Below are 7,044 nucleotides of genomic sequence, written 5' to 3'. Positions count from 1 at the left end.
ACCCCGACGTGAAAATCACATACGCAGCATTCGAACCACGCAGCGGCGCAACCCGATCCACATCCAACACAGGCGCACCCGAAAAACCAGACACATCAACAACATCAACCTCGACCACCGGCACCACACCAGCATCGAAACCAACATCAGACGTACTGACCACACACACCGGCGACGCCGACTCCAACACATACCCATTACGCTCCGCAGGCTGATCCGGATCCACCGGAACATACCCACCACCAGCCCTGAGCACACCGTAAACCGCAACCAACAAATCAACCGACCGACGAACCGCAACACCCACCAACGACTCCGGCCCCACACCCACCGAAACCAAATACCTGGCAAAACGATTCACCCGAGCATCGAACTCCGCATACGACACAGACTGCCCCTCGAACGAGAGCGCTACCGCATCCGGAGACGCCGCCACCTGCGCAACAAACCCGTCCAACACCGACACACCCGCAACCTCACGAGCCGTGTCATTCCACCCCTCGAGCACCAACGAACGCTCAACAGAATCCAAAATATCAACGTCACCAACACGCACCGAAGGATCGGTGGCTACGGAGGAGAGCAGTCGAAGAACTCTGTCCAGCAACGCAGTTGCGTAGTCGGCATCGAAGAAGTCCGGTAGGTACCGCAGCGTCAAGTGCAACTGCTCGTCGAGTGCGATCAGCAGGGTCAACGGGTAGTTCGTGGAATCGTCCGAGGCGATGTCGTCGATCATCATTCCGTCGAGAACATCCGCCTGTGCGGCGAGGCCCTCACGGTCGACCGGGTACGACTCGAATACAACCAACGTGTCGAACAGTGTTCCGACGTCCGCTGCTTTCTGGACATCGGTCAAACCGAGATAGTGATGATCAAGCATTCTCGCCTGCTCGATCTGGACCCTGGCAACCAATTCTTCGACGGACTCCGCGGCGTCGAGGCGCACCCGCACGGGGAGGGTGTTGATGAACAACCCGACCATCGATTCGACCCCGGTGAGTGCCGGTGGCCGGCCGGACACTGTTGCACCGAAGACAACGTCGTCGGTTCCGGTCAACGCACCGAGCAGGACCGCCCACGCGCTCTGCACGATCGTGTTAGCGGTGACGCCGAGTCGTGCGGCCAGAGCAGTGAGCGCCGCGGTTGTCTCCGACGACATCGACACGTTCAGCTTCTGTGACAGCGCGGTGAATTCCTGTCCGCCTGTGACCTGAGCAAGCAGCGTCGGCTCTTCGACGCCGGAAAGCGCATCCGCCCAGGCTGTGAGTGATCGATCACGATCCTGATCGACAAGCCACGCCAGGTAATTGCGATAGCTACGCACGCGCGGAAGAACCGAGTCGTCACCACGAGTCGCGTACAGCGCCAACAGGTTCTGCAAGAGCAGCGGCACCGACCAACCGTCGAGAATGATGTGGTGATTCGCTACCACCAAGCGATAGTCCCCCTCCGCCATCGTGACGAAGGTGAACCGAATCAACGGCGGTGATGCCATGTCGAAGTGTGTCGCCTGGTCAGCCGTCAAAACTTCGTCCAGGGCTGCCTCGCGGTCGACCGCCGCGATATCGCTGAGATCGATGTTCCGCCACGGGACGGCAACATCTTCGAGGACTATCTGGACCGGCGTTCCGTCGTCGTCGGCCGTGAATGCTGTTCGCAGGTTCGCATAACGGTCGATGATTCCCTGTGCTGCAGTACGCAATCGGTCGGCATCTACCTGCCCGGACAGAGTGAGAATCATCTGCACCGAGTAGAGGTCGACGCTGGATTCCGCCAACATCGCGTGGAAGAGCAACCCGGACTGGAGCGGTGCCAGCGGCCAGATGTCGGTCACTGTGCCGAATCGATTCTCGAAGCCGTCGATATCTCGTTGGCTCACGGAGACAAGCGGTACGTCGGACGGTGTGAGTCCTCCGGCTCCGACGGAGCGAGAATGCTCTGCCAGGGCGGTCAGTGCTTCGACCCAAATCTGTGCAAATGCCTCGACACTCTCGCCGTCGATGGCACCGACGGGGTATGCGAAAGAGGCCTCCAGAACAGCACCGTCTGCGCCGTCGTTGACGATCGCATTGATGTCGACGACCTTGTTTGCGGGCATGTCGACGTCTTCGGGTGCCGACACGTTGGCGAAATCGCCGGCCGGCAGCCACCCGAGTCCCTCGACGCCTGCCGGAAGATCCTCGGCGACAACTCGTCCCAGGTAGTTGAAGCTGACCTGTCCCCCGGAGAAGAGAGAAAGCACTGCGCGCGTGTCTTCGTTCAGGTAGCGCAGCAGTCCGTACCCGACGCCCTTGTCCGGGATCGCCAGCAGCTGTTCCTTCACTGCTTTGATCACGTGTCCCGCCGAATCACCTCCGGCGAAAGCGTCACCCAGATCAACATCGGAAAGATCGAGACTGATCGGGAATGCAGCAGTGAACCAGCCAACCGTCCTCGACAGGTCAGCACCGGGAATCACGGCTTCTTCGCGGCCGTGGCCCTCGAGCTGCAGCAGGACAGATGACGAGTCGATTCCCGCACGGCGACGCCACTCGATCAGCGCGAGTGCCAGTCCAGCGAGCAGGCCGTCGTTGGCGCCGCCGTTGAAAACCTCCGGCAGCGTGGTCAGCAGGGTCTCGGTCACCTGAGTGGGGACAGTCACGCTTATCCGCTGAACCGTTGCCGCAACGTCGACCGCAGAGTCGTACGCCCTCTTGCCCAGCACCGGATCCGGTGTCTGCAACACCTTCCGCCACGTATCCAGCTCGGCTACCCGTGACTCCCGATGTGCCTCTTCGGACAATGCATGAGCCCAACGTCGCATCGACGTACCCGTAGGTTCGAGAGCCACATCCCCCGTCGCTCCGCCCGCCCCGGCCATCTGAGCCGCAGCCGACACCAGATCCGGAACAATGATTCGCCAGGAAACCCCGTCGACGATCAAGTGATGCGCAGCAATGATCAAGCGCCCGGTGCGAGTGGGACCGAAGTCGACCCACACGAACTGAACCATCACGCCGCCTGCCGGATTCAACCGGCCGAGAGCCTCGTCGAGGCCCTTGGAAGCCGTGAGAACAATTGTCGACTCGTCCGAGGACGCATCAACATCCACCCGGCTGAGTAGATCCTCGACGTCCACGGTTCCCGGCTCGGAGACCGACATTCCCCATCCGCGACCGTCGGAGATCAACCGCGATCGGAACATGTCATGGTGGTCGACGACGGCGGCGAGGGTTCGCACGATGTCGGTTCGCTGCGCTCCGAGTGGAAGCTCGAGAGTCATCGTCTGTGTGAATCGGTTGTAGCTGCCACCGCGCTCGACCATGAATCGTTCGATCGGCGTCAACGGCATCCAGCCGACTCCACCGCCCGGCAACTCCTCGAGCACCACCGCGGCCTCGACGTCGGCGGCATACTTCGCCACTTCGGCCAATGCCGCGACAGTCTTGCTCTCGAAGACCTCACTGGGTGCGAATACGACCCCACGTGCCTTCGCCCGCGAGACGAGCTGGATCGACATGATCGAGTCGCCGCCCTGCGCGAAGAACGAGTCGTCCGTTCCGATTCGATCCAGACCGAGAACGTCCGCGAAGATCTCGCTCAGGACTTGTTCCATCTCGGTAACCGGGGCGCGGAATTCCTTGGTCTCGAAGACCGGCGCTGGGAGCGCTTTTCGGTCCAGCTTGCCGGCCGGGCTCAGTGGCATGTCCGAGGAGACCATTATCGAAGCCGGAACCATGTGAGCCGGAAGGGTTCTGGAGACGAATTCGATCAATTCCGCCGAAGTGACCGAAGCGTTCTTTCCGGTGAACACGTACGACACCAGTGCCGGAGCACCCGACGGCAGGGTCGTACCCATCGTCGCAGCGAACTCGACCTCGGGGTGTGCGGTCAATGACGCATCGATCTCACCGAGTTCGATACGGAAACCGCGAATCTTGACCTGGAAATCGTTGCGGCCCACGTATTCCACGGCGTAGGTGGAGGGTGCGGTTCCAGCGACCCAGCGCACCACGTCACCGGTTCGGTACATTCGCTCGCCCGGATTACCGTGCGGGTTTGCCACGAATCGATCGGCGCTCAAGCCCGGGCGACGATGATAGCCGCGGGTCACCTGAGGACCGGACAGATACAGCTCGCCCGAGACTCCGAGTGGAACTGGATTGAGTCGTGTGTCCAGAACGAAAGCGGCCATGTCACCGATCGTGGCGCCGATGTCCATTCGGTCACCCGGCAGAAGCGGAACGCTGACGTTCGTCACGATCGTCGTCTCGGTCGGGCCGTAGACATTCAAGAACGTCCTGGGAGCCGAAGCCGATGCGGTCGAGCCGTCACCTGTCGTCCACTTGCTGATCAGTTCCGGCGAATACGCTTCGCCACCCACGCCTACGACCGTCAGGTCGTCCAGGCCGCTCGGGTCCATCGACGCCAGAGCCGCCGGCGTGATGAACGCATGGGTGACTCGTTCGCTACGGAACACCTCAGCCAGCTCGTCGCCGCCGTACACGCCAGGTGGGACGATGACCATCGTCGCGCCGGTGGCCACCGCGAGGAACAACTCGAGCATCGACGCGTCGAAACTCGGTGACGCGAAGTGCAATGTCCGCGAGGTGGGCTTCACGAGGTAATGCGCGGCCTGCGTGACACTGAAGCTCGCCAGACCTGCGTTGGTGGCGACAACGCCCTTGGGTAGACCGGTCGTGCCGGAGGTGTAGATGACCCAGGCCGGATGAGCAGTCGTCAGTGGACGGACACGTTCCTCGGCATCGATTGGCGCTGCGGACACTCCGGCGGTCATCTGTTCGCCGCGTGGTCCGTCCACGACCAACCACTCGACGTCGTCGGTGAGGTTCGGACGTTCGACGTCGAGGGTCAGGCCTACCTTTGCACCAGAGTCGCTGAGCATGTGCGCGATACGGTCTGCCGGATAGTGCGGATCGATCGGAACGACCGCTGCCCCGGTCTTCGACACTGCCCAGACCGCGAGTACCGATTCGACGGATCTCGGAATCGACACCGCCACAAGATCTTCAGCCCCGAGACCACGGTTGATCAAAACGCGGGCCAGCTTCGACGACCACTCGTCGACCTCGCGATACGTCATGGACCTACCGGCAGCGGCCTGCGCCGTGCCGGGGTAGCGCAATGCGACGTTGTCCGGGTAACGCGCAGCAGCGTCGGCAAGAATCTCGGCCAACGGCGCCTGCGCTACTCCTGACGAAGCCCTTTGACTCGTCAGAACCTCACGCTCGGACGAGTCGAGGATTTCGATGTCACCCACTGAAGTTGCGGGGTCCGTCGCAATTCCGTTCAGGATGCGCATCAATCGTGCGGCGAATCCGCGGACGGTCGATTCGTCGAACAGATCCGTCGCGTACGTGAACGTCGCCGACAGCCCTTCTGATACCTCACTGATCGTGAGCTGCAGGTCGAACTTGGCCACAGTCTCGTCGATTGCGAACTCGGCGGCCGTCAGACCCGGCAGAGCCAACGAATTCTGCCCCAGGTTCTGGAACGCCAATGCCACCTGGAACAGCGGGTGGTGTGCCCTCGACCGAACGGGATCCAGCACTTCCACGAGCCGCTCGAAGGGAAGGTCCGAGTGCGCGAACGCCTGAAGATCGGTCTCTCGAGCCGACGACAGAAGTGTGGTAAACGGGGCTGAAGGATCAACCTCGGTACGTAGCACCAAGGTGTTGACGAACATTCCGATCAGATCGTCGAGTTCGGATTCACCTCGTCCTGCCATCGGCGCGCCGATGGTGATGTCCGTTGTTCCCGACAGACGTGCGAGAAGTGATGCCAGCGCCGAATGGACCACCATGAACATCGACGCATTGTGCTCACGACCGACACCGATCAGCCGCTCATGCAGTTCCTGACCGATCGAGAATTCGAATGTTGCTCCCTGACCGGAGAATACCGCCGGCCGGGCCCGATCCCCGGGAAGATTCAACTGTTCGGGCACGCCGTCCAATGCTTGCGCCCAGTAAGTGATCTGCTGCGCGATGATTGACTGCGGATCGTCCTCGGACCCGAGAACCTCACGCTGCCACAGTGCGTAGTCGGCATACTGCACCGGCAACGGCGTCCAGGTCGGAGCCTGGCCGTTGGTTCTGGCGTAGTAGGCGGTCATGATGTCGCGGGTCAGCGGGCCCATCGAGAAACCGTCGGTCGAGATGTGATGCACCACGAATACGAGAACGTGCTCGTCGGCCTTGGTCTGGAAAAGCCTGGCGCGCAACGGAACCTCGGTTGTCACGTCGAAACCCGTCGCCACGAAGTTCGTTACCTCGGAAACAATCTCTGAATCCGAGACCAAGGTTGCAGCGAGGTTCACGCCGACATCAGCCGGTGCAACGATCTTCTGGTAGCCGATTCCGTCGACCTCGGGGTAGACCGTGCGGAGAACCTCATGGCGGCCGACAACGTCCGAGACAGCCTGTTCCAGCCCCGACACGTCCAGTTTTCCGGTGAGCGTGATCGCAACCGGAACATTGTTCCCTGCCGAGTTCGTATCCAACTGGTTGAGGAACCACATGCGCTGCTGCGCCAACGACAACGGAACCTGCGCCGGACGCACCTGCGCAGTCAACGCCGCACGCGAACCACCACCAACACGAGAACCGAGTCGGGCAGCAAGCCCTTCAACGGTCGACGCCTCGAACAACTCCCGCACCGACACCGAAGCATCCAACGCCTGACCCAACCGAGACGTCACCTGCGTCGCAATCAGCGAATTACCACCGAGCGCGAAGAAATCATCATCCAAACCAACACGCTCAACGCCCAGAACATCCGCAAACGTCTGCGCCACAACCTCTTCCACCACCGACGTCGGAGCCCGGAACACCGCAACCTGCAACGACGGAACCGGCAACGCCCGACGATCCAACTTCCCGTTCACCGTCAACGGAATCGAATCCAACACCACAAACGCCGACGGCACCATGTACTCCGGCAACAACGAACCCACCGACACCCGAAGATCGTCGACCGAAACGCTCACACCCGCAGCCGAAACCACATACGCCACCAACCGCTGATCACCCGGAGAATCCTCAC

1 protein-coding gene is annotated in these 7,044 nt (G+C 61.4%); it reads right to left on the bottom strand.

The genetic code is table 11. The annotated features are described in order from the left end of the window. On the bottom strand, positions 1–7,044 hold a 7,044-nt coding region (locus R4P70_RS32285), incomplete at both ends, for a non-ribosomal peptide synthetase (RefSeq protein WP_317833788.1).

Origin of the sequence: Rhodococcus sp. IEGM 1241, assembly GCF_033142365.1 — a bacterium.
GTDB classification, from domain to species: domain Bacteria; phylum Actinomycetota; class Actinomycetes; order Mycobacteriales; family Mycobacteriaceae; genus Rhodococcus_F; species Rhodococcus_F erythropolis.
This window is presented reverse-complemented; position numbering and strand designations above follow the sequence as displayed.